This is a genomic window from Acidovorax sp. 56, assembly GCF_002749705.1.
Taxonomy (GTDB): Bacteria; Pseudomonadota; Gammaproteobacteria; order Burkholderiales; family Burkholderiaceae_C; genus Acidovorax.
Map to the genome: position 1 here is coordinate 108,749 of NZ_PEEV01000001.1, position 23,755 is coordinate 132,503.

Annotated in this window: 19 protein-coding genes; 9 read left to right on the forward strand and 10 right to left on the reverse strand. The window is 64.8% G+C overall.

Annotated elements, in window-relative coordinates:
- Positions 1-43 precede the first annotated feature (43 nt).
- From CLU88_RS00450 to dcd, 5 genes are all read left to right on the forward strand, one after another.
- Entirely contained in the window at positions 44-1,096 is a 1,053-nt protein-coding gene (locus CLU88_RS00450; protein ID WP_099654904.1) for an adenosine deaminase, read from the forward strand.
- A 444-nt stretch (positions 1,097-1,540) separates the two neighbouring features.
- Positions 1,541-3,121 carry a methyl-accepting chemotaxis protein gene (locus CLU88_RS00455; RefSeq protein ID WP_099654905.1) on the forward strand — a complete coding sequence of 527 codons (1,581 nt, stop codon included), beginning with the start codon at positions 1,541-1,543 and terminating at the stop codon, positions 3,119-3,121.
- A gap of 84 nt (positions 3,122-3,205) precedes the next feature.
- The gene (locus CLU88_RS00460; protein WP_099654906.1) at positions 3,206-4,333 is read left to right on the forward strand and encodes a BMP family ABC transporter substrate-binding protein; all 1,128 of its coding nucleotides are present in this window, start codon (positions 3,206-3,208) and stop codon (positions 4,331-4,333) included.
- Positions 4,334-4,402: 69 nt separating this feature from the next.
- Positions 4,403-5,704 (forward strand): guanine deaminase, encoded by a 1,302-nt coding sequence (gene guaD / locus CLU88_RS00465; RefSeq protein ID WP_099654907.1) that lies wholly within the window; start codon positions 4,403-4,405, stop codon positions 5,702-5,704.
- A gap of 91 nt (positions 5,705-5,795) precedes the next feature.
- Positions 5,796-6,368, forward strand: coding sequence for a dCTP deaminase (dcd, locus tag CLU88_RS00470; RefSeq protein WP_099654908.1), 573 nt, complete (start codon positions 5,796-5,798; stop codon positions 6,366-6,368).
- A 54-nt stretch (positions 6,369-6,422) separates the two neighbouring features.
- Here dcd and CLU88_RS00475 read toward each other — a convergent pair whose 3' ends face one another.
- Positions 6,423-8,123 carry a diguanylate cyclase gene (locus CLU88_RS00475; protein WP_099654909.1) on the reverse strand — a complete coding sequence of 567 codons (1,701 nt, stop codon included), beginning with the start codon at positions 8,121-8,123 and terminating at the stop codon, positions 6,423-6,425.
- Between the two features lie 378 nt (positions 8,124-8,501).
- Between CLU88_RS00475 and CLU88_RS00480 the strand changes: the two genes are divergently transcribed.
- On the forward strand, positions 8,502-9,377 hold the full coding sequence (locus CLU88_RS00480; protein WP_099654910.1) for a neutral zinc metallopeptidase: 876 nt from the start codon (positions 8,502-8,504) through the stop codon (positions 9,375-9,377).
- A gap of 218 nt (positions 9,378-9,595) precedes the next feature.
- Entirely contained in the window at positions 9,596-11,092 is a 1,497-nt protein-coding gene (locus CLU88_RS00485; RefSeq protein ID WP_099654911.1) for a DEAD/DEAH box helicase, read from the forward strand.
- A 129-nt stretch (positions 11,093-11,221) separates the two neighbouring features.
- On the opposite strand, the gene CLU88_RS00490 is transcribed toward CLU88_RS00485, so the two are convergent.
- The 8 genes from CLU88_RS00490 to CLU88_RS00525 form a co-directional block, all read right to left on the reverse strand.
- A complete protein-coding gene (locus CLU88_RS00490) occupies positions 11,222-11,908 on the reverse strand; it encodes a nitrous oxide reductase accessory protein NosL (protein WP_099654912.1) in 687 nt (228 codons plus the stop codon).
- 7 nt (positions 11,909-11,915) lie between these two features.
- Complete coding sequence (locus tag CLU88_RS00495) at positions 11,916-12,497, reverse strand: nitrous oxide reductase accessory protein NosL (RefSeq protein ID WP_099654913.1); 582 nt, start codon at positions 12,495-12,497, stop codon at positions 11,916-11,918.
- Positions 12,494-13,309, reverse strand: coding sequence for an ABC transporter permease (locus CLU88_RS00500; protein ID WP_099654914.1), 816 nt, complete (start codon positions 13,307-13,309; stop codon positions 12,494-12,496). The genes CLU88_RS00495 and CLU88_RS00500 overlap by 4 nt, the downstream gene beginning before the upstream one ends.
- Before the next feature lie 2 nt (positions 13,310-13,311).
- On the reverse strand, positions 13,312-14,256 hold the full coding sequence (locus tag CLU88_RS00505; protein ID WP_199173393.1) for an ABC transporter ATP-binding protein: 945 nt from the start codon (positions 14,254-14,256) through the stop codon (positions 13,312-13,314).
- Positions 14,231-15,517, reverse strand: coding sequence for a nitrous oxide reductase family maturation protein NosD (locus tag CLU88_RS00510; protein WP_199173394.1), 1,287 nt, complete (start codon positions 15,515-15,517; stop codon positions 14,231-14,233). Before CLU88_RS00510 ends, CLU88_RS00505 begins: the two co-directional genes overlap by 26 nt.
- Positions 15,517-18,138, reverse strand: a complete 2,622-nt coding sequence (locus tag CLU88_RS00515; protein ID WP_099654915.1) for a NosR/NirI family protein — start codon at positions 18,136-18,138, stop codon at positions 15,517-15,519. The genes CLU88_RS00510 and CLU88_RS00515 overlap by 1 nt, the downstream gene beginning before the upstream one ends.
- Positions 18,139-18,459: 321 nt before the next feature.
- Positions 18,460-20,385, reverse strand: a complete 1,926-nt coding sequence (nosZ, locus tag CLU88_RS00520; protein WP_099654916.1) for a TAT-dependent nitrous-oxide reductase — start codon at positions 20,383-20,385, stop codon at positions 18,460-18,462.
- A gap of 21 nt (positions 20,386-20,406) precedes the next feature.
- Positions 20,407-20,763, reverse strand: coding sequence for a hypothetical protein (locus CLU88_RS00525; protein ID WP_143225918.1), 357 nt, complete (start codon positions 20,761-20,763; stop codon positions 20,407-20,409).
- A 206-nt stretch (positions 20,764-20,969) separates the two neighbouring features.
- Between CLU88_RS00525 and CLU88_RS00530 the strand changes: the two genes are divergently transcribed.
- A complete protein-coding gene (locus CLU88_RS00530; protein ID WP_099658535.1) occupies positions 20,970-21,371 on the forward strand; it encodes a cytochrome c5 family protein in 402 nt (133 codons plus the stop codon).
- A 10-nt stretch (positions 21,372-21,381) separates the two neighbouring features.
- On the forward strand, positions 21,382-22,446 hold the full coding sequence (locus CLU88_RS00535) for an FAD:protein FMN transferase (protein WP_099654918.1): 1,065 nt from the start codon (positions 21,382-21,384) through the stop codon (positions 22,444-22,446).
- Positions 22,447-22,555: 109 nt separating this feature from the next.
- Here CLU88_RS00535 and CLU88_RS00540 read toward each other — a convergent pair whose 3' ends face one another.
- The gene (locus CLU88_RS00540) at positions 22,556-23,401 is read right to left on the reverse strand and encodes a symmetrical bis(5'-nucleosyl)-tetraphosphatase (RefSeq protein ID WP_099654919.1); all 846 of its coding nucleotides are present in this window, start codon (positions 23,399-23,401) and stop codon (positions 22,556-22,558) included.
- Positions 23,402-23,755 lie beyond the last annotated feature (354 nt).

Sequence of the window (23,755 nt, forward strand, 5' to 3'; positions counted from 1 at the left end):
CAAAAGGGCATGATGTTTTCAACCCTACCCACGGAGCTTGCCGATGTTCAAAGTCCCTCCCATTTCCGCCGAGCGCTTGCCCGATCTGCTGCGCCAGATGCCCAAGGCCGAGCTGCACATTCACATCGAAGGCTCGCTGGAGCCTGAATTGATCTTTGCACTGGCCCAGCGCAATGGCGTCACGCTGCCGTATGCCGATGTGGAGAGCCTGCGCAAGGCCTACGCCTTTACCAACCTGCAGAGCTTTCTCGATATCTACTACGCAGGTGCCAGCGTGCTGCTGCACGAGCAGGACTTTTACGACATGGCCTGGGCCTACTTTGAGCGGGCTGCGGCCGACAACGTGGTGCACGCCGAGTTGTTCTTTGACCCGCAAACGCACACCGAGCGCGGCGTGCCGATGGCCACGGTGGTGCAGGGCCTGCACCGGGCCTGCGTGGACGCAGGCCAGAAGCTGGGCGTGAACGCCTCGCTGATCCTGTGCTTCTTGCGCCACCTGAGCGAAGAGTCTGCCTTTGAAACGCTGGAGCAAGCCCTGCCGTTTCGCGAGCAATTCATTGGCGTGGGGCTGGACAGCAGCGAAGTGGGCCACCCGCCCGAGAAGTTTGCGCGCGTGTTTGCCCGCTGCAAGGAGTTGGGCCTGCACCTGGTGGCCCATGCGGGCGAAGAGGGGCCGCCTGCTTACATCTGGAGCGCGCTCGATGTGCTCAAGGTCGAGCGCATTGACCATGGCGTGCAGGCGGTGCACGACGCGGCGCTGATGCAGCGCCTGGCGCAAGACCGCATCCCGCTCACGGTGTGCCCGTTGTCGAACCAGAAGCTGTGCGTCTTCCCCAACCTGGCCGACCACAACCTGGGCAAGCTGCTGGATGCAGGCCTTGCTGCGACGGTCAACTCTGACGACCCGGCCTACTTTGGTGGCTACATCAACGAGAACTTCACCCAGCTCTTCGCGGCCACGGGTCTCACGGCCAAGCATGCTTACCAGTTGGCTTTCAACAGCTTCGAGGCCAGCTTTGTGTCCAACCCCCAAAAGCGGGCTTGGGAGCACAAGCTCAAAGAGACCTTTGAGACGTTTGTCGAGCACGACTATTGAGGTGCCGGGGTCTGGTGCCCCGAGTTGGCGATGCGTTGCACGAAGACGCCGAGAGTCGCTGCCACGCTGGGTTGCAAGTCCTCGCGATAGCTACGGATCTACGGCTTTCGCTGCGGTTGGCGCCTTGCCAGGCGACGATTTCGACTTCTTTTTCATCAACGAGCTTCCAAAGCGGGACACCAGGGCCGTAACCCGCGGCCCTGGCTGCATCCTCTTGCTTTGGGTATGGCGGATAAGTTTGACAATCCGTTCACCATTTGTGTTTTGTCAGGTGTGCGGGGTATCATGTTGCACTTTGTTGCGTTTGGCCCTGTGCGCCCGACGCTCGGACTGTGGCGCGACGACTCCCATGAGCGGTTTCGGACGGAGGTCGTGCTGCTTGCTGCCAGGCCCCCACACGCGGGCGCTGTTCGGCCAGTTCCGTAACCCACACCCTCATCACCTATGTTTCTCAATCAGCTATCCATTGCCAAGCGCCTGGCCTGTGTGCTCGGCCTCATTCTTTCGCTGTCGCTGCTGACCAGCCTGTTTGCCGTGTTCAAGCTGCGGCAAATGGGCGAGGTCACCGATGCCATGCTGGCGGTGAACCTGAAGACCGAGCGCGCTGCTGCAGACTGGCTGCGCAACACCACCGCAGGCGTGCAACGCGCAGCTGCCATTGCCAAGAGCAGCGACGCCAGCCTGATCGAGTACTTTGCCCCCGCCACGGCGGCGGCCATTTCTGAGACCAACGAGCTGCAGAAGTACGTCGAATCGCAGATGGTGACGCCTGAACAAAAGGCGCTGAACGACAAAATCTCGGACATGCGCAAGGCGTACCTGGCGGCGCGTGAAGAAGTCAGCAAGCTGAAAAAAGCAGGTGACACCGAGGGTGCGGCCAAGGCCTTTGCCGAGCGCTTTGAGCCCATGGCCCGCACCTATGTGGCAGGCGTGCAGGAAGTGGCCACAGGCCAGCGCGCCCAGCTGGATGCCGCCGCCAAGCGCAACGACGAGCTGCGTTCGCAAACCAGCGTGCTGCTGGTGGTGTGTGGCCTGGTTTCGCTGCTGCTGGGGCTGGTGCTGTCGTGGTACCTGTCGCTGAGCATCACACGCCCGCTCAAACGTGCCGAGGCCAGCGCCCAGGACATTGCCAACCTCGACCTGACCGGGCAACCCCAGGTGTCGTACTCCAACGATGAAACCGGGCACTTGCTGCGCGCCATTGACCAGATGCGCACGGTGTTGCAAACATCGCTGCAACAAGTACGGGGTGTGGTGGACAACATCTCCACCGCCAGCCACCAGATCGCCTCGGGTAACCAGGACTTGAGCGCCCGCACCGAAAACGCCGCCAGCAGCCTGCAAGAAACGGCCAGCTCCATGGAAGAGCTGACCAGCACCGTGCAGCACAGCGCCGATGCGGCCACCCAGGCCAGCGTGCTGGCCAACTCGGCTGCGCAAGTCGCGCAGCGTGGGGGCGATGTGGTGGCCCAGGTGGTCAGCACCATGGACCAGATCAACAACAGCTCCAAGAAGATCTCCGACATCATCGGCGTGATCGACAGCATTGCCTTCCAGACCAACATCCTGGCGCTGAATGCCGCTGTGGAAGCGGCCCGCGCAGGCGAGCAAGGCCGTGGCTTTGCCGTGGTGGCCAGCGAAGTGCGCAGCCTGGCACAGCGCTCTGCCAATGCCGCTCGCGAGATCAAGGGCCTGATTGGCGCCAGCGTGGAGAGTGTGGATGCCGGTGCCCGCCTGGTGAGCGATGCGGGCTCGACCATGGACGAGATCGTGGCCAGCGTCAAACGCGTGACCGACATGATGGGCGAGATCAGCGCCGCCACCAAAGAGCAAAGCCATGGCATTGGCCAGGTCAACATTGCGGTGACCCAGCTGGACCAGATGACGCAACAGAACGCGGCGCTGGTGGAAGAATCCACCGCTGCGGCCCAGAGTCTGAACGACCAGGCTTTGCGCCTGAGCGAAGTGGTTGGGCAGTTCCGCCTGGGCTACCAGGGGGATTCCACACTCAAGCGCCTGGCCTGAGCAAGCGGTAGAATCCGCAGCTCTTGAAAACCGCTGCCCGGCGGTTTTCTTGTTTCTGAACTTCGGGCCATGTAGAGGAACACCATGTACAAAAACCTCGCCACCGCACTGCGTGCGGCTTGCGTGAGTGCGCTTTTCGGCGCCGCAACCCTTTCCCCCACCTTTGCACAGACGGCCACGGTGGCAGCGCCCGCCAAGTCCGAGCCCATCAAGGCTGGATTTGTCTACGTCTCGCCCATCACCGAAGCCGGCTGGACGCGCCAGCACGAAGAGGGCCGCAAGGCCGTCGAGGCGGCTCTGGGCAGCCAGGTAAAAACCACGTTTGTGGAGAACGTGGCCGAGGGGGCCGATGCCGAGCGCGTGATTCGCGACCTGGCCGCCACCGGGCACCAGATCATCTTCACCCCCAGCTTTGGCTACATGGAGCCCACGCTCAAGGTGGCGCAGGACTTTCCCCATGTGAAGTTCGAGTCCATCACCGGCTACAAGCAGGCACCCAATGTGGCCACGGCCAATGCGCGCTACTACGAAGGCCGCTACCTGGCCGGCATGGCGGCGGGTCGCATGAGCAAGACCGGTGTGGCGGGCTATGTGGCGGGCTTCCCCATCCCCGAAGTGCTGCAGGGCATCAACGCCTTCACGCTGGGCATGCGTTCGGTCAACCCCCAGGCCAGCGTGAAGGTCGTGTGGCTCAACGTGTGGTTTGACCCGCCCAAGGAGCGCGATGCCGCCATGGCGTTGTTCAACCAGGACGTGGACGTGATCGCCTTCCACACGGGCTCTACCGCCGTGATGGCAGCCGCGCAAGAGCGCGGCAAGATGGCCGTGGCCTACCACTCCGACATGCGCAAGACCGGGCCCGACGCACAGATCATTGCCGTCACGCACCAGTGGGGCGCGTACTACACCGAGCGGGTGCGCGCCTTGCAAAACGGCCAGTGGAAGCCTGGCAACCTGTGGGGTGGCGTGCGTGAGGGCATGATCCGCGTGGGCGACTTTGGCTCCAAGGTGCCGCTGGCCGTGCAGCAAGAAGTGCTGGCCGCGCAGAAGGCCGTGGGCGCTGGCAAGCTGCATCCCTTCCGTGCAGGCAAGGTGGCGGTGCGCGACACCGAAGGCCGTGAGGTGATTGCGCCCGGGCAGACGTTGAGCGATGCCCAGATTCTGCAAATGAACTTTCTGGTCGAGGGCGTCAAAGGCTCGCTGCCGCGCTGACCCATCTGCTTCTATTGACTATCCGCGCACGGGTATAGGCCCAGTGCGCAGGCCTATTAAGCTCCAGCCATGCAAGTATTTCGATCTGCCCTGTTGCGCTTTGCCGAGGATGGCCAAGCCCTGTACGACGAAGACGGCCTGCTGGCCGTGGCCCCCGATGCCCAGGGCCGCCAGCGTGTGGTGGCCGCAGGCCCTTGGCAGGCGCTGGCCGCGCAGTGGGCGGGGCAGGGCGCCGTCACGCACTGGCCGGGCCGCATTTTGGCGCCGGGTTTTGTGGATTTGCATGTGCACTTTCCGCAGACCGACGTGATTGGCTCGCCTGCCGATGGCCTGCTGCCCTGGCTGGAGAACTACACCTTTCCCCACGAATCGCGTTTTTGCGCGCCGGAGTATGCCGACGATGTGGCAGCGTTCTTTGTTGACGAGCTGCTGCGCAACGGCGTGACCACGGCCCTGGCGTTTGCCACATCGCACCCAGCCTCGGTTAACGCTCTCTTTGGTGAGGCCCAGCGCCGCTGCCTGCGGCTCGTCACGGGCAAGGTGCTGCAAGACCGCCATTCGCCCGACGGCGTGCGTGACCAGACTGAGCAAAGCCTGCTCGACACCGAAGCCCTGATCCAGCGCTGGCATGGTGTGGACCGGCTGGGCTATGCCATCACCCCGCGCTTTGCCCCCACCAGCACGCCCGAGCAACTGCGCGGCGCGGGCGAACTGGCGGCCCGCTACGGCGACGTGTGGATCCAGTCGCATGTGGCCGAGAACCTGGATGAAATCCGCTGGGCGCGTGAGCTGTTCCCGCGTTCGCGCAGCTACCTGGCGGTGTACGACGACTTTGGCCTGATGCGCGAGCGGGCCGTGTACGCCCACTGCATCCACTTCGACGATGCCGACCGCGCCCTGATGCGCGAGCGCAAGACGGCGGCGGCCATCAGCCCCACCAGCAATCTGTTTCTGGGCAGCGGCTTCTTTGACTACGCGGGCGCTGACCGCGCCGGGTTTCGCTACGGGCTGGCCAGCGATGTGGGCGGGGGCACCAGCTTCAGCCCGTTTCACACCATGCTGGCGGCCTACTACGTGGCGCGCGAAGGGCAGACCAAAACCGGCTTGAGCTTGAGCCCAGCCCAGCTGTGGTGGCAGCACACCGCTGGCGCGGCGCAGGCTATGGGGCTGGCCGGGGTGGTGGGCAACCTGCAGCCCGGCTGCGAGGCAGACTTTCTGGTGCTCAACCCCCAGGCCACGCCGCTGCTGGCGCGCAAGACGCAGCAGGCACAGAGCCTGGATGAGCTATTGTTTGCGCTGATCGTACTGGGCGACGACCGGGTCATCGAGCAAACCGTGATTTCTCAAGCAAAATACGCCCCTAGCGCTTGATGTAAAAGCGCTACCAGCTACATATTTAATAGCATTTCGCCCGTTGCGCCCATCTGCAGCCGGGCGGGTGCTGCAGCGCAGGAGTCAACCGATGAGTATCAAGAGCGACAAGTGGATCCGCCGCATGGCCGAACAGCACGGCATGATCGAGCCCTTCGAGCCCGGCCAGATCCGTGAACGCGATGGCAACAAAATCATCAGCTACGGCACCAGCAGCTATGGGTACGACATCCGCTGCGCGCCAGAATTCAAGGTCTTCACCAACATCCACAGCACGGTGGTGGACCCCAAGAACTTCGACGAAAAGAGCTTTGTCGACTTCCACGGCGACAGCTGCATCATCCCGCCCAACAGCTTCGCGCTGGCCCGCACGGTCGAGTACTTCCGCATCCCGCGCAACGTGCTCACCATCTGCCTGGGCAAGAGCACCTATGCGCGCTGCGGCATCATCGTCAACGTCACACCGTTTGAGCCGGAGTGGGAAGGCTACGTGACGCTGGAGTTCTCCAACACCACACCCCTGCCAGCGCGCATTTATGCGGGCGAGGGGTGCGCCCAGGTGCTGTTCTTTGAGAGTGACAAGGACGACGTCTGCGAGGTCAGCTACAAGGACCGTGGCGGCAAGTACCAAGGCCAGGTGGGCGTGACACTGCCCAAGGCCTGAGGCCGGTTCTGAGTCTCTGCCAAGCCCGGCCTCCAGCGGGGCAGGCGGCTCGGGCTACCCCTGAACCACCACGCGGTTGCGGCCCTGGCCTTTGGCTTCGTACAGGGCTTCGTCGCCCCGGCGCATCAGGCGCTGCGCCGTGTCATCGGCCCCGCACAGGGTCGATACGCCCGCACTCACGGTGATGCGGCCTACCACCGGGTCGGTGAGGGCTGCCTGCGCATCCACCAGCGTCTGGGCAATGGCCCGGGCGCCGTCCAGATCGGTGTCGGGCAGCAGCGCTGCAAATTCTTCCCCTCCCAGCCGGGCGACCACGTCCGAATCCCGCAGGCGCTGGGCCAGCGTGTGGGCCAGGCGCTGCAGTACCTCATCGCCCACGTCGTGGCCGTGCGTGTCGTTGATGCGCTTGAAATGGTCCACATCCACCGTGATGAACGACAAGGGGCGGCCACTGCGGCGCGCCAGCGCCAAGGCGTAGTTCATCTGCGCATCAAAGCCCCGGCGGTTGAGCAGGCCCGTCAGTGGGTCGCTGCGGGCTTGCAGGCCCAGCTCGCGGTTGGCGTCTTCCAGTTGCTGGGTGCGCAGTTGCACCTGGGCTTCCATGGCCTCGTTGGCGGCCAGCAGCCGGTGAGTCATGCGGCGCAGGGCCCACGACAGGCGCCGCACCTCGCGGCTGCTTTGTGTGGCCGGGATTTCTGCCCCCGGCTTGCCCGCTTCCAGGTCCCGCGCGGCGCGGGCCAGTGCGTCCAGGTCTTCGCTCAGGCGGCGTGCGGCCAGCCAGGCCAAAAAGGCGGCGATCAGGGCGGCAACCAAGCCCCCCAGCAGCGCGCGCTGCACCGCTTGCTCCGCCTCCGCAAAAGCGATGTCGACCGGCATGCGCGCCACGATGTGCCAGCCCAGGTCGCTTTCGGCATTGCGGGCATGCATGCGGGTGTGGGCGGTGAGGTATTTTTTGTCGTCCACCCACCGCAGCACCGGGGGCGTGCCGGGGTTCTGGGCATCTGCAGGCACTCTGGCAAAGGAGGGGTCGGGCAAGGTCTGGCCCAGCTTTTGCAGCAAGGCTTGCTGCTCTGCCGGGGCGTGAATGAGCTGGCCAGCCTTGTCAAAAATGAACACCTCCAGCTGCTGCGCATGGGCGGCCGCAGGCATCAGCGTCTGGATCATTTCGTTGATCCACTCCCAATACCCGTGCACGCCCAGCACACCCACCGTGGTGGGGCCGATGCGGACGGGGGCCGAGAAGTCCACGAAGCGGTAGGGATCGCCATTGCGGCTGGGGGGCAGCAGGCTTTCCAGCAGCTTGGCGGGGTGCACATCGCCCACATGGGCGTTTTGAATCCCCGCCTGGAACCAGGGCCGCTCACTCACGTTCTGGCCCACCAGCATGTTGCCCGATGCGGCCCGCACAATGCCCTGGGCGTCTGCCACGCCCAGCCACAGGCTTTGGGGGTGGATGGCCTGCTGGCGTGCCAGCATGTGGATGACCTCGGGGGCCTCCAGCCCGTTGCGCCAGAGCACTTCAGACGACGCAAGCACCTGCACCTCGCGCACACGGTCAAACAACCCATTGGCCAGCAATGCGGCAGTGTTGTCGGCCACGCCTTGCAGCGATGCCCCTGCATCGCGCTGGATGCGTTGCTTCAGCACTTCGCCAAACCCCACCGACAGCAGCACCGACAAGGCCACGACCAGGGTGCCAAACACCAAAGCGATCTGGGTGCGCAGGCTGTGCCCTGGGGTGGAAGACTCGGTCATGGTCGGTTGGTGGATTCGTAGAAGGTGGGTGCGCCCGCAAAAGCGGCGCAGTGCTCAAATCAGAGCCCGGCTTCAGGGCCGGGTTGGCTGCATGGTGGCACTTTACACAGGGTTGGGGTCAGGGTCCAAAATAGACCCATCCCTTCGCAGGCCGAAGTGCATGCCTCGGCCCGCTTGATGCCTTGCGCTGAGGCGGTGCCCCGCAAACAGGTGCTGAGAGCGGCTAACACAACCCCCCTGGCGTCGTTGTCCCGTCTTGTCGTACCGCTCGTATTGCCTGCGACGGAACGCCTGGCCAGGGCCGCTTCGCTGGGTTGTGCTAACCGCTCTAAGATAGGCCACAAACCCCGCTGTGTGGCGGGATGCAGGAGCGATATCGTGAAATGGGAAGGCAACCGGGAATCCGACAATGTGGAAGACCGCCGGGAGGAGGGCGGGGGCGGTAGCAGCCCGATCTTTGGGGGGCGCAGCATTGGCATCGGCACCATCGTGATCGCGCTGCTGGGCGGCTGGATTTTGGGCGTCAATCCGCTCACCATCCTGGGGCTGCTCAGCGGCGGTGCGCCCCCGGCCCATGTGCAGCAGGCCCCTGCCCACCGGCCTCCGGCCGACGACAAGATGGCGCGGTTTGTATCCACCGTGCTGGCCGATACCGAGGACGTGTGGAAGACGGTTTTTAGCCAGGGAGGGGGGCGCTACCAGGAGCCGCGCCTGGTCTTGTTCCGTGGGAGCACGCCCACGGCCTGCGGCACCGGTCAGGCGGCCATGGGTCCGTTTTACTGCCCGGCCGACCGCAAGGTCTACATCGACCTGGGTTTTTACGAAACCCTGAAGAACCGCCTGGGTGCGCCGGGCGACTTTGCGCAGGCCTATGTGGTGGCCCACGAGGTGGGCCACCACGTCCAGAACTTGCTGGGCATCAGTGCCAAGGTCGATCAGATGCGCGGCCGTGTGAGCCAGAAGGAATACAACGCCCTGTCGGTGCGGCTGGAGCTGCAGGCCGATTGCTTTGCCGGGGTGTGGGCGCACCATGCGCAGAATGCGCGGCAGATTCTGGAGCAGGGTGATGTGGAGGAGGCCATGAACGCTGCCGCCCGCATTGGCGACGATGCCCTGCAGCGTGCTGGCGGCGGGGCGGTGGTGCCCGACAGCTTCACCCACGGCACCAGCGCCCAGCGCCAGCGCTGGTTTCACACGGGGCTCAAGCAAGGCAGCGTGCAGTCGTGCGACACGTTTTCTGCCCGCAGCCTGTGAGCAAGCCCACGGGCAGGGTGGGGTCGGGGCTGTGGCGTGTGGAAAGCAGTGGTTTCGTGTTTTTGATGGAAATGCTGGGCAGGCCCATTGAAATAAGCGCTGGTAGCTATTGATTTGATAGCGAGCTCGGGTTTTCTCGGGGGGCAGGGGGTGGCGTGGCGGTTCGAATTGCGAAAAAAATGCCTTTGTCAGCCCACGGTGCGACAATAGCGGGCTAAATGACAAGTTCTTTTTCCAATTTATCGCTGGCCGAGCCGCTGGCGCGCGCCGTGGCCGAAATGGGCTACGAGTCCATGACGCCCATCCAGGCGCAGGCCATTCCGGTCGTGCTGACCGGGCAAGACGTGATGGGGGCCGCCCAGACTGGCACTGGCAAGACCGCAGCCTTCTCGCTGCCGTTGCTGCAGCGCCTGCTCCAGCACGAAAACAGCTCGACATCCCCTGCCCGCCACCCCGTGCGCGCCTTGGTGCTGCTGCCCACGCGTGAGCTGGCCGACCAGGTGGCCCAGCAGATTGCGCTGTACGCCAAACACACCAAGCTGCGCAGCACGGTGGTGTTTGGCGGCATGGACATGAAGCCCCAGACCATCGAGCTGAAAAAAGGCGTGGAAGTGCTGGTGGCCACGCCGGGCCGTCTGCTGGACCACATCGAAGCCAAAAACGCGGTGCTCAACCAAGTCGAGTACGTGGTGCTGGACGAGGCAGACCGCATGCTGGACATCGGCTTTCTGCCCGACCTGCAGCGCATCCTGTCGTACCTGCCCAAGCAGCGCACCACGCTCTTGTTCAGCGCTACGTTCTCGCCCGAGATCAAGCGCCTGGCCAGCAGCTACCTGCAAAACCCCATCACCATCGAGGTGGCCCGCCCGAACGAAACGGCCTCCACCGTAGAGCAGCGCTTTTACAGTGCGGGCGACGATGACAAGCGCCGTGCCATCCACCAAGTGCTCAAGACCCGGGGCATCAAGCAAGCCTTCATTTTTGTGAACAGCAAGCTCGGTTGCGGCCGCTTGGCCCGCAGCCTGGAGCGCGAAGGCTTGAAGACCGCTGCACTGCACGGTGACAAGAGCCAGGACGAGCGCCTGAAGGCGCTGGAGGCCTTCAAGAAGGGCGAAGTGGATTTGTTGGTGTGTACCGACGTGGCCGCACGCGGGCTGGACATCAAGGATGTGCCCGCCGTGTTCAACTTCGACGTGCCCTTCAACGCAGAAGACTACGTGCACCGCATTGGCCGCACAGGCCGCGCGGGGGCCTCGGGGCTGGCGGTCACGCTGGTGTCGGGCAGCGATGCGCGCCTGGTGGGCGACATCGAGAAGCTGATCAAGAAGAAGATCGACCTGGAAGCGCTGGAGTACGACGAAGACCGGCCCAAGGAACGCATCAATGACGGCCGCCGTGCCTGGCGCGATGGTGCTGACTCCAGCGATCCGCGCGATGCCGGTGCTGCCCACCGCCGCGAACCCCGAGAATCTCGCGAGCCCCGCGAAGGGCGTGAACACCGCGAACACCGTGGCTTTCGCCCAGCGGCTGTGTCGCGCGATCCGTTCTTTGCCAAGCCGTACGAGCCCAGCACCACCGATGCCGCCCCCGCCTGGGAGGCAGCAGCCAAGGCGCCTGTGCGCAGTGGCGTCTCGGCCAACATCAAGCCCAAGCGCAAGGTGGCGGCATTGTTCAAGGCTTCGGCCCCTGTCCCTGAGCCTTCCAGCCAATCCTGAGTGGACAGGATCTACCCAGGTCTGTAGGTTTTTAGATCTTTTAGGCTTCTGGCGCCTGATTGATAAGCGCTGGCAGCTATAAAAATAATAGCTGTTTCAGCGGCCATCTCAAAGGCGCCAAAGGCCGTTTCAGTGCGCGTGGGTTTCTGCACTGCCGCGCTGGGGTGCCAGCGACTGAAGCAGTGCAGCGTCCACCGCCGCAAAACCGAGCACCCGCCCCCCGCGCTGCTGCGCAAACCGCTGCGCCGCCGCTGTGTCGGCAAACGCTGGCAGGTTGCCCGCCCGCATGGGCCCCAGGGCCGACGAGCCCGCCACATACACCGCCTGTGGTGCGTCCACCCAGGCCCCTGTGCCCGTATCGGTCACGTAGCGGGCCACGATGGCCTCAAGGGTGCGGCCCCGCGTGTAGTGGGCCACATTGCCCAGGTACTGCATCAGGCTCAGTGGCGAGTCGAAAAAGTAGGCATCCCCGTCCGCAAAAATGACCTGCGCCGCCCAGGCACGCGCGCGCGCCGGGTACATGCCGCACACGGGGCAGCGGGCGTCGGCGGGCACCTCGCGTGCAGCGGCCAGAGCCTGGCCGGATGCCGGGTTGTACGGCGTGGGCGGGGCCACGATGCACACGTCGTCCCCCACACCGGACAGGTTGGCCGAAGGGATGCTGCCTTGTGTTGCCCGCGCCTGCCATTGCCATACCGCTACACCGGCCGTGCCCAGCAGCAAGGCGGCCAGCGCGGCGCGCCGGGTGGGCTTGCGTGCGCCGCCATGGACGGGGCGGGTGGGGTGGGCAAGTGGAGGATGGGGCAGCAGGCGCATGGCGGCCTCACATCCGTGTGTCTTGTTGCGCCCCGCCGCTCAGGTCCACCATGGCGGGCTTGATCTCGGCAAAACGCAGCACCTTGCCACCGTATTCGGCGGCGAATTTCTGCGCGTCGGCCTCTTGCGCAAAGCTGCCGATGGTGGGGCCCATGGAGCCGTGGCGTTTGCCACCCACCACGTAGAGGGCGGTCTTGCCGTCGATCCAGTGGCCCTGTGGTGCATTCCAGTCGGCTTTGCCCATGTCCTGCACGTACACGGCCTGCACGGCACGCACTTGTTCGCCGGCCAGCAAGGTGCTGAACAGCTCTACGGTGTCGCAGAAGAACGAGGGCTTGTCCTGCCCCGCAAAGCGCACCTGCGCCTTGGGGCCGGGGTAGTCGGCCAGCAGCATGCCGTCGAGTTCACAACTGGTGGTGCGGTCGATCTCCACGGGTTTCAGGGACTGGGCGCTGTTGTCTGCCTGGCTGCAGCCGGTCAGGACTGCAAGGCCGGTGAGCGTGCCCAGCGATGTGAGGGCCGCCCAGCCCAGCAGTTGGCGCCGTGTGGCGCACGCGCATTGGTATTGGTTGTGGGATTTTTTCGTCATGGCTTGAATCTCCAGCCCGCCAGGCCCAGCGGCACCACAATCCAGCCCGCCATCACCGCACCCATCAGCCATGGCTTGGCCAGGGCTGGGGGCACGATGCTGGTCAGGCCGTACAGGGTGCGCACGTCGTCCAGCGAGAACACGTTGAGGATGCGGAACACGTCGGCCGGGTTGAGCAGCAGCAGGTATGCCATGGCCTCGCCGCCCACGCTGCCGCCCGTGGCCACCAGGGCTCCCAGCAGCAGCAGGTCAAACACCAGCACAAAAAAGAACCAGGCGGCAATCGCCAGCCCCGAGGCGCGTGTGCGCTCGTGCGTGAGCACCGACAGCAGCACGGCCAGGCTCAAAAAGGCCAGCCCCAGCAGCACCGAGCTGGCCATGAAGCCGCCATAGTGGAATAGCCCTGCCCAGCTGAACTGCCGATACAGCAGCACCGCCACCAGGCCAAACCCCGCCAGGGTCGAAAGCGTGAGCGCGGCCGCCAGCCCCAGGTACTTGCCCAGCAGCAGCTCCAGCCGCGTGATGGGTAGTGACAGCAGCAGATCGAGCGAGCCGCGCTCGCGCTCGCCCACGATGGCGTCAAAGCCCAGCAGCAGCGCGATCAGCGGGATCAGGTAGATGACCAGGCTGACCAGGCTGGCGATGGTGAACTCGATGGAGCGAAAACCCACTGTGCCCTGCTGCGCGCCGCCAAAGTAGGCGATGGCCAGCGAGAACACGGTAAACACCAGCGCCACGGCCAGCACCCAGCGGTTGCGCATGCGGTCGCGGAACTCCTTGCCCGCGATGGTGAAGATTTGTTGGAATTCCATGGCTAGCCCTTGCGCAGGTCGAAGTACACATCCTCAAGCGAGGGTTCCTGGATCTGCAGGTCCTGCAGCGCCGTGCCCAGCGGTGCCAGCGCACCCAGCACGGCCATCTTGCTGCCGCGCGGGCAGTCCACATGCAGGCCTTCCGGCGTTTCCGTCCCGGTGACGCCGGGCATGGCAGAGAGCAGCCCCAGCGCGGCAGGCCGGTCGGCTGCGGCCAGCGTGAGGCGGATGGTCAACGGCATGTGCGCCTGCTCGCGCAGTGCCTGCACGCTGCCCAGGGCCTGCAGCTTGCCGGAGGCCAGGATGGCCAGGCGGTCCACGCGCTCCTGCAGTTCGGCCAGGATGTGCGAAGTGATGACGATGGTCACGCCACCCGCCTGCAGCTCGCGCAGCGTGGCGTAGAAGTCGCGGATGGCCTGCGGGTCCAGGCCGTTGGTGGGCTCGTCGAGCAGCAGAACCTGGGGCTCGCCCAGCAGGGCCTGTGCAAACCCCAGGCGCTGGCGCATGCCCTTGGAGTATTCGCGCACTGCGCGGTTGCCCGTGTGGGCCAGGCCCACGCGTTCCAGCAGCGCGGGGCATTGCGTGAGGGGCGCACCCTTGAGGCGGGCGAAGAAACGCAGTGTCTCCAGCCCGTTCAGGTTGTCGTAGAGCACCACGTTCTCGGGCAGGTAGCCCAGGTGGCGGCGGGCGGCACGAAAGTCGCGGCCCTGCACAGTGGCGCCGCCCACCCGGATCTCGCCCGAGGTGGCGGGCACCAGGCCCAGAATCATCTTGAACAGCGTGCTCTTGCCCGCGCCGTTGTGGCCGATGAGGCCAAAGATCTCGCCGCGCGCGATGCGCAGGTCGATGCCGTCCACGGCGTGCAGTGCGCCGTAGTGCTTGTGCGCGCCCCGCACCTCGATGGCGGGGGGCTCGCTCAGGTCAATGGGGGGAGGGTTGCGTGTCACGTTGAAAATTCCGTTGGGGTTGGTTCGGTTGCATGCGGGGCGCGGGGTCGACCACCGTGGGCACGCGCAGCACCGGAAATTGCTGGCCCACCAGGCGCAGTGCCTGCACGGCGGGGCTGGCCAGCAGCAGCTTGATGGTGGGGTGGCGCCAGGTCAGGCGGTCCACCATGTCGTTGGCTTCGTAGGGCACATCGCCCACGCCGTTGCCGTCGCGGTCCCAGCCCAGGTAGTTGCTCCAGTGGTTGCCGCCGCCGGTGCCCCAGCGCTCGTCGCGGGCGCCCACATAGCGCACCTGTTCGCGGTTGCCGACGAAGTCGTTGTTGTCCACCTTGTTGCGGGTGGAGCCGGCCGACAGGTGCACGCCCACCGTGTTGCGCGCCACCAGGTTGCCGCGCAGGGTGACGTACTCCACGTCGTAGATGAAAAAGCCCCGGTTGTTCTCGGCCACCACGTTGTTCTCGATCACCGAGTCCTGCATGGTGCGCAGCATGATGCCGTGGTCGGTGTTGCCCCAGGCGCGGTTGTTGCGCACCACCTGGTCGCGCACTTCCATCAGCGCCAGGCCGCCCCGGTTGTAGTAGGTGTCGTTGTCCTCCCACAGGTTGTAGTAGGAGTTCATGTAGTGTGTGCCGTAGCGGCTGTGGTGCAGCTTGTTACCGCGAAAGACCGCGTGGTGCGAAACGTCCACATACAGCGCGTCGCGCACAAAGCTGATCTGGTTGCCCTCGATGCGTGCGCCCGTGGTGTTGTACAGCTGCACCCCGTTGCCGCGCTGGGACGAGCCCACATCGCGCAGGCCGGTGATGGTGTTGTGCAGCACCTGCACGTCGTTGGCCTTCTCGATCCACAGGCCGAACAGGTTGTAGGTGAGGTCGTTGTGGCGGACCACGGCGCGGTGCGCGCCAGGGTAGATGTAGATGCCCGCGTTCTGGTCTTTGAGGCTGGTTCCCGAGTCGCGCACGATCAGGCCCTCGATCACCACGTCGGGCGCGGTGACGCGGATGGTGTCGCCCTGCTGCCCGCCGCTGAGGGTGGGGCGGTCGATGCCGCGCAGCGTCAGGGCTTTGTCGATGCGCAGGTTCACACGGTAGGCGCCACGCAGCACCTCCACCGTGTCGCCCGGTTTGGCGGCCTGGATGGCGGCCTGCAGGTCCTGCCCGGGGCGCACCTGCACGGTGGCAGCGTGGGCGGGCAGGGCCAGCAGGCACGCAGCCAGCGCCACGAATGCGGTGAATGCGGTGGCAGCAAGGGGGGGCTTCATCACGCCAGTCCCACCACGGCCTTGATGGCCAGGAAGAGTGCTGCGCCGATCAGCAGGTTCTTGAAGCCCACGTAGCTCAGCATGTCCATCACGCCCGCCCGGCGGTACTGGCCCTGCCACCACGGGCCGTCCTTCACATAGCGCTTGCCCGACAGTCGGATCAGCACCTCGTACACGCTCCAGCCAAACCACCAGCCGATGATGGCGCCCGACGACAACGTGCCCATGGCGGTCATCACCCAGGCCACGCTGGCGGCGATGGCCAGTGAAAAGCCCGCGATCTGCAGGCCACGGCCTGAGGCCCAGCCTTCGCGGCTCCAGGGCCACAGGTGGTCTACCAGTTCCAGTACGACCCAGCGCAGGCCTTTGGCGTCGGCCTTGTGGGTGGGCAGTGCTGGCGTGGTGGGCATGCGTGGGTCCGGCCCCTGGGCGGCCTTGGCCGAAATCTGGTCCTGCACCGTGGCGGGGTGGATCGGGATGAAGTAGCCGTTCTTGCCGATGGGCGTGATCTCCAGGCCATCCTTTTCGCGGCGCTTGCGTTCCTTGGCCAGGGGCGGGCAGCCCTTGGTGTCGGTGTAGAGCACCATGCAATCGAGGCAATGCAGGCATTCGCGGTGGTCGATGCGGCCATCGGCGTCAATCGCCTGTGCACCGCAGCCCACGGCGCATGCCTTGCAGCTGTTGCAGTCCTGCTTGCGCTTGAGGCCAAACCAGCGGAACGTGCTGGGCATGGCCAGCGACGCGCCCAGTGGGCAGATGTATTTGCAATAGGGCCGCTCGATGAAGATCGACACGCCCAGGATGGCCGCCACAAACAGGCTGTAGGGCCAGGCGCGGTTCAACACACCGACGAGGAAGGTGGTCTTGAACGGCTCCACCTCGGCTAGCTTCTCAGCCAGTCCCATCGAGAACATCGACACCACCAGCAACCCGAAGAACACCGCGTACTTGATCCACTTGAGCCGGTCGTGCCACTTTTGCGGCAGCTGGGTCTGAAAGCGCTTGAGGCCCACCGCGCGCGCGATCTTGTAGATGCCCTCCTGCAGCGATCCAAACGGGCACATCCAGCCGCAGAACAACCCGCGCCCGAACAGGAAGACGGTGACGATGATGAAGATCCAGAACAGGAAGATGAACGGGTCGGACAGGAACAGCGACCAGGTCCACTGGAACAGCAGCGAATGGAACCAGGTCAGCACCTGCGTGATGGAGGGCTGCGCCATGGCGCCAAAGCCGATCCAGCCAATGCTGAGGGCCCAGAAGCTGTACTTGAAGGCGTTGACGGGCCACTTGTTCTTGTGGGTGGACAGGCGGGTGAGCTTTTCGCGCAGGGCGTACACCACGCTCACGGCGACCAGCAGCACGGCAAACAGTGCAATCTCCAGCGCACGCGACTTCCACACGCGCACCCAGGGGGCGTCGGGCTCCTCGATGGTGGGGCGCCCGCCTTGCAGCGTGGCGGCGGGCAGCCAGTAGGGCGTGTCGAAGCTGGTGAAGCTGCGTGTGCCCGTGGCCCGGTCCACGCGGTTGCCCAGAAAGCTCAGCTTCCATGGATAGGCGGCCGAGAACGCGGCAGAGCGGATGATGAAGATGACCGACTCGTTGTAGCTGGGTGCGCCTGCGGCCTCGATGCCGTACAGGTTGAGCGCGTCCAGGTCGCGGAAGGTGAACGAATCTGCGCCCTGGCGCACCTGCACGCGGTCGTAGATGCCGCCGCGCACGAAGCCCGATCCCTTGAACGATTCCTTGCCGCCGGTGCGGACGATGAAGAATGCGTGTTCGCCCTCCTTGAGCTGCAGGCGCAGGTTGTTCCAGCCGTTCTCGCCCAGCACGCTCTTGCCAATGTCGGGGTGGTTCAGGTCGCCAAACCACAGCTCGATGAACGGGTCGGGGCCCTTGTCCAGGCCCACCTGTTCGGGCAGCACCCGCAGGCGCTGCACGGTGCCCTGCTGCACCAACTCGGCCCAGGTCATGCGCTTGCCGGTTTCGGCATATCGAGCGGGCTCGCGCACCGTGGGCGAGAGGATGCCCACCTGCCGCGCCACGGCCGAGCCCGAGGCCATCATGACCTGGTTCTGCGCGATCACGGTGACGGTGGCGCCCGAGATGGCGTCGAGGCCCAGCACGTTCTCATCGGGGCGCGACTGGCCCACCTCGATCTTGTCGGCCACCGACTTGCCCAGGTACTGGGCGTTGAACTTGAGCAGCGCGGATTCGGGAATGCCCAGCAGCAGGATGGGCTCGGAATGCTTGAGCACCTTCACGCCCACAAAGCGGCCCTGCGTGTCCATGCCAATCAGCGTGACCACGGGCTTGCCCGAGTAGGCAGGGGTGTCCGTGATGTCGGTGGAGAGCATCACGTAGCCCAGCAGCTTCTTTTGCGCGCTGTCGTTGTCGTACGCCTCCACGTAGGGCGGCTGGCCCTTGCGTTCAGAGAAATGGCTGGCGCCGGGAAACACGTCCTTGCACGGCACCAGCGCGCACATGTCGCGCGCGGTAGAGAGTTCCGCAGGCAGTTCGGCCTCGTAGGCGCCTGCCGCAGCATGCGCGCGCGGCGCCAGCCAAAGTGCTGCCAACAAGACCAGAAGAAGCGTGGCGAACTGCCGACGGAGGGACATCATGGGACTATCTTTTTGATAGCTGCTAGCGCTTATTTATCAAGAGCTAGCGGCCAATTTCATTCAAATATCTAACGGCTCCGCTTTGCGGACGTGCCATTGCTGAGAGTTATGCAGGGCTTCGACAAGCTCAGCCTGAACGGGCTGGGGGAGGTCAAAACACTCCAGCTCTACAAGAAGCGCGGCCTGCGCAACTGGCGCGCTCCAGGCGAGGGCCACCGCGCAAGGGCCGCCCCGCCGCGCTGGTGGCGTCCCCCTTCCCGAATCGCGCAGCGATTCGAGAGAAGGGGGAAGGCGCGCAGCGCCTCAGGGGGATGCTCCGAATCACCCCTCCACGATCATCCGCGTGCGCATCTCCAGATGCAGCGCATGGCAGAAGTGCGTGCAATAGCACCAGAACACACCGGGCTTGTCGGCCACGAAGCTCACCGACTTGGTCTCCAGCGGGTTCACGATGAAGTTCACGTTGTAGTTCGGGATCGCAAAGCCGTGGGTCAGGTCTTCGATCTTGTCCAGGTTGGTCAGGATCAGCGTGACCTCGTCACCCTTCTTGAGCTTGAACTCGCGCAGGCTGAACGCCGGGGCTTGCGAGGTCATCTTCACGGTGACCTTCTTGCCATTGCGGAACACGCCGGACTCCTTGGGGTCCTTCACGGCCAGCGGGAACTCGTCGAGCGTGTAGACCTGCTTGGGGCGCACCAGGTCGCGCTTGAAGATGATGAAGTCATGGGGCTCGCCACGCACAGGGTGGTCGGCCAGCAGCACCATCTTTTCGCCCGAGATGTCGATGAGCTGTTCGTTCTCGGGGTGCAGCGGGCCCACGGGCAGGAAGCGGTCCTTGGAGAACTTGCAACCCACCGCCAGGATCTTGCCATCGGCGGCCCGGGTTTCGGACTGCGAGGCGTTCAAGTGGCCGGGCTGGTACTGCACATCGAGGCGGTCCACCACGTACTTGGCGGTCTTGTCGCCTGCGTGGAACTTGATGGCAGCCTCCACGTTCCACTTCACGACCTGGCTGTCCAGGAACAAGGTGGTGTAGGCATTGCCACGGCCGTCAAACGCGGTGTGCAGCGGGCCCAGGCCCAGTTCCACTTCGGCCACGATGGCGGAGTCCAGCTTTTCAAGCTTGCCGTCAAAGTAGTCCAGCACCTTGGCCAGCTCGATCACGGTGCCGGTGGGCGAGAGCTTGCCGGCGCAGATGAAGTACTTGCCATCGGGGCTGGCGTTCACGCCGTGCGGGTTCTTGGGCACCGACACATAGGCCGTGAGGGCGGTCTTGGGGTCCTTGTTGGCTTCGTGCGTGCCGTCCACCACGGGCACCTTGCTGGTGCCGATGGTTTTGAACTTGCCAGCCTTCACGGCGGCTTCGATGCGGCCCACGTTGAAGAACAGGCAGGCGTCGCGCTCGGCGGACATCATGTCCTCGTACTTCGCGCCCATCTCCGTGTTGTACTGGTTGGTGGCGGCCAGCTTGCCGTCGTACGACGTGGCCACCAGGTCGCAGTTGCCGTCGATCAGCACTTGCCAGCGCACTTCCATCGTTTCTGCATCCACGCAGCTGAACATGGAGCGGTATTTGCTGGAGTCCTCGGTGCCCGTGTTGGGCATGGGAATGGCGAACTCACCGCCGCAGAACACGCGCGTGGTGTAGTTGATGGCGGGGTCCACCGGGTCGGCCTTGTCCGGGAAGATGCCGTGAAAGCCCTGCACGTTGGGCAGCTTGGTGATCTTGTCGCACACGAAGTAATCAAGGCGGATGCGGGCCACGCGGCTGTTGATCTTGTCGTTGATCCAGGCGTAGCGGCCGTCGTAGTTGCCGTCCTTGTACGAGGCGTGCGTGTGGTGGGTGTCGGCCACCGTGTATTCGAGGTGACCATCGGCCTTGGTGCCCATCACCGCCTTGGACTCGTTGGTGATGCCCCAGCCCACCAGGGCGTCAGGCACGAAGCAGGGGATGCGTGTGATTTCGCGGCCGGAGGGCAGACCCAGTACGCGCATGTCGCCGGTATGGCCGCCGCTCCACAGACCGTAGTAGGTGTCCAGTTCGCCGGGCTTGAGGTGGGGGTTGGCTCCGCCGGCCGCGTGGCTGGCGGCGGGGGCTGCCGATGCCGGTGCTGCAGGGGTGGCAGCACTGGGCTTTTCGGTGCAGGCGGCCACACCTGCGGTCAGGCCCACGAGGGCGGCGGTGTTGATGAAGCTGCGTCGGCCCAGGCCGGCGTTGGCGGGTTGCAGGTCTTTTTTATCGCTCATGGTTTACCTCTTTAGGATGGCTCAGGAAAAAACAGGGGGAGCCCGCGCTGGCGGGCGATGGTGCGAAAGGGGAGGCTCCAGCGGCTGGCGGTGCCAGGTGGCATAGATCAGCGGTGCGGGCGGTGGCGGCACTGTTGCGGCCACCTGGGGCGGCGGTGCATCGGCAGGCAGGCACAGGGGGCAGTCCAGGCTGGCGGCGTCTGCCGGGGCCATGCCGTCGGGGGTCTGCACCACCCACTTGGCTGCGCCGGTGCCAGAGCACACCAGCTCCATCGCCCGGGGGTGCAGGGCCGGGGATGCAGCCGCCACCAGCAGTGCGAAGACGAAACAGGCCAATACCCACAGTCGCAGTGATCGGTGTTGGCAGGTGAGTAACATGGCGGTGATAATAGATTCACCTAATATGAATCATATTGATCTGGGTCATCCTTTGGCGGGGCGCCCCCCTGTCCATCAGGGCCCTGCCAAATTACATTGCTTTCACTGTTGGAGCCGATGGCTGGCAAGGCGCTGTGTATGGCCTGTGTTGCCTTTGGCCTTGAATGTTTGACGGTTTGGACTTAACGAAAGACAGGATGTTTGAGATGAAAAAAATTTCCATGGTGTGTGCGGCGGCGGCTTTGGCGTTGACCCTGGTCGGATGTGGTGACAAGAAGCCTGCGGAAGCCCCAGCGGCAGCGGCACCGGCCCCTGCGGTGGCAGCTGCGCCTGCAGCCCCCGCTGCGCCAGAAAACACAGTAGGCAAATCGGTGTACGGCAAAACCTGCGCGATGTGCCACGCCGCCGGTGTGGCCGGCGCCCCCAAGCCCGGGGACAAGGCCGACTGGGGCCCCCGCATTGCCCAGGGCAAAGACGTGTTGTACAAGCACGCCCGCGAAGGCTTTACCGGCGCCAAGGGCATGATGCCGGCCCGTGGCGGTGGCGCCAGCCTGACGGACGATGAAGTCAAGGCCGCTGTGGACTTCATGGCCGATCAATCCATCTGACGGAGGCTGCATGCGGCACAAAGCCCTCTCCTCTGCGGTGCCTGCCCTAGGGCGTCGGCGCTTGGTCATGGCGGTGCCGCTGCTGGGCGGCTTGGCTTGGTCAGGCCGTGCCGCTGCGCTGGAGGCCGCGCCAGGTGCCGTGCCAGGCGTTGTCCTGCGCGACCGCCAGACACTGCTGGGCACGGCGGTGGATATCGTGGTGCAAGGCCTGGATACGGCTGAGCTGCGGCAAGCGGTGGACCAGGCCTTTGCCCGCATGCAGGCGCTGCAGTCCTTGTTCAGCCGCTTTGAACCCCACAGTGCAGTGCGCCGCATCGGCGATGCTGCGGGCGTGCGCGCCGTGCCGGTGCCGCCGGTGGTGATGGGCGTGCTGCAAGAAGCCCAGCGCGTGTCTGCCGCGACCGGAGGCGCTTTTGATGCCACCGTGGGTGGTCTCAAGGCCTGGCATTTTGGGGCGGGGGAGCAGCGCATGCCCGATGCCCGCGAAGTGGCTCGCCAGTTGCAGTACGTCAACGCCGGGGCGCTGGTGCTGGATGCGCGTGCTGGCACAGCGTTTTTGCAGCGGCCCGGCATGGCGCTGGACTTGGGGGGCATTGCCAAGCTGCCGATTCTGGAAGCGGGCATGCAGGTTTTGCAGGCGCATGGCATAGCCAACGCCATGGTCAACGGTGGTGGTGATGTGCTGGTGCAAGGCCAGTTGCAGGGCCGACCGTGGCGCGTGGGGCTGCGCGACCCGCGTGCACCGTCGCAGTTGCTAGGGGCTGTGGCGTTGCAAGGCCCCGCCGTGGTGGCGTCGTCAGGCGACTACGAGCGCTGCTTCATGCATGCGGGGCAGCGCCAACACCATGTGCTGGACCCCCACACGGGCTGGCCTACGCAAGGCGTGCACGGCGTGAGCCTGGTGGCTCGCTCGGTGGCCGAAGTCAACGGCCTGGGCACTGCCATGATGGTGCGGGGCCCCGAGGCCGGCCGGGCTCTGGCTGAGCAAACCCCGGGCCTGGCAGTGCTGATGGCGCGAAGCGATGGCAGCATTTGGCAGTCTGCGGCAATGCAGCGCAGGCTGGTGTCGGTGTAGTCACGGCCACTTTGCGCGGTTCAGCCATTCGCAGCGGACATGCGACAGGTCGTGGGCAGCGTTTCAGCGCTGTGGTCTGAGTGATCTGGCTACAGCGCTGGCGGTTTGCTCAATTGCCCGGTGCCTGGGCTTGTTCGCAATGCACCTGGATCAACTCGCGCTGTGCCAGCGTGCTGCCGAACCGCACAGCGCTAAGGCAGCCGCCCCAGACGCAGCCTGTGTCCAGCCCCAGCAGGTGAGGGCGGTTCAACCAGCCCAGCGTGGACCAATGGCCAAAGGCCATCACCGTGTTTGCTGTGCGGCGGCCTGGTGCTTCGAACCATGGCACCAAGCCTGCCGGGGCACTGGCTGCGCTTTCGGTGCTTTCAAAATCCATCACCCCCTCTGGCGAGCAAAAGCGCAGGCGCGTGAAGGCGTTGACGATCACCCGCAGCCGCTCGGTGCCTTCCAGGGCGCTGCTCCAGCGGTCAGGCCGGTTGCCGTACATCTGGTGCAAAAAATCAGGCAGGTCGGGGCCCTTCAATACAGCATGCACCTCATCGGCCAAAGCCAGTGCGTCTTGCGCCGTCCACTGCGGCAATACGCCTGCGTGCACCATCAGCAGCGTTTCGCCCGCATGTTCGTGCTGGCGTGCCAGGGGTTGGTGGCGCAGCCACTGCAGTAGTGCATCCCGGTCTGGGGCGTCCAGCACGTGGTGGAGCGTGTCGCGCTTGGAGGGCTTGCGTGCGCCATGGGCGGCCGCCAGCAGGTGCAGGTCGTGGTTTCCGAGCAGCGCGCGCAGCGCGTCGCCATGGGCGGCGCAGCGGCGCAGCACGGCCGCCGATTCGGGGCCGCGGTTGACCAGGTCGCCCAACAGGTAAACGGTGTCGCGGCTGGGTGAAAAACCAATGCTGTCCAAAAGCCTGCCCAATGCGCTGTCGCAGCCTTGAATGTCGCCGATGCAGTAAATAGCCATGTCGTTCCAAAAAGGGGTATCGCGCTGATTTTCCGCCAAGTCAGCTTCGTAGGGCGCTCTCCTGCCAATACCGCGCAGCCTGCACCGCAATGGTGAAATGGCGGTGTGGTGAGATACACAGATTTTCTGATGTGGGTGATGTCGGTATTGGCAGACCAGACCGTGGCCAGATTCTGAATGGGCCCATTCCATGCAAGAGGTGGCGTGGCTATGCCCCGGGAGGGTTGGACGGGGCTGCGGGCACTGGGGCTGAATCGCTCACCCTAAATACAGCCTTTTTGAAGGCGTTATTTGAATTCCTTGCGGAACTCCATCAATTTTCCGGACTCAAGGGCAATGGGCGCTATTTTTTCT